The sequence below is a fragment of the Legionella qingyii genome (genome assembly GCF_003184185.1).
This window is the reverse complement of record NZ_QHJG01000086.1, coordinates 957-1752: the sequence shown is the minus strand read 5'-3', so window position 1 is coordinate 1752 and position 796 is coordinate 957.

Here is a 796-nt window from a genome sequence, read left to right as displayed (position 1 = left end):
GGAGAGCAATGCAGCTGGCAGACTCGCATCGGCTTATCTAGGTCAATAACACAGAATAGCTTACCTATCGATGGATTTATTTGCAAAATGCATCCATAGGTAAGCGCATAAAATTATAAAAAACCTTTTATTTCCTTTATAGACTTATCACGTAATCAATAGAATATTTTTAAATCACACAGCATATTTATTGACATGCAAGCAAACCTTCAATACTATTTGCCTCCGAAAGTACTAAGCAATCTANGATTTATTTGCAAAATGCATCCATAGGTAAGCGCATAAAATTATAAAAAAACTTTTATTTCCTTTATAGACTTATCACGTAATCAATAGAATATTTTTAAATCACACAGCGTATTTATTGACATGCAAGCAAACCTTCAATACTATTTGCCTCCGAAAGTACTAAGCAATCTAAGGCTTAGCAAACGACTTATCTTCTCTAATATGGATAGTTTTTGAGGACTGGTTTTTAACCTAGTTTTAATTTAATGAAACGGGTTTGTCGTTTAGATAAAGAATGAAGAAAGACTGGCTGGATTTCTTTAATGTCTTTAGTCTAAACACAGACTGGACTAATTAATTGGCTTCTTTTTCCTTTCCTATCGNATTACAGAAATCAGATTTGTGTCTGACCTGATTAATTAACCGAAGAAAAAGGAAAGGATAGCATGGAAGATCGATTTTAAATAAAAATATTATAATTTAATCTCTTAATAATACAATGAGTTTCTACTACGTCAACGAAACAAATATTTCATACTTCTGCTAAATTGATCTAACTACGTTTGGT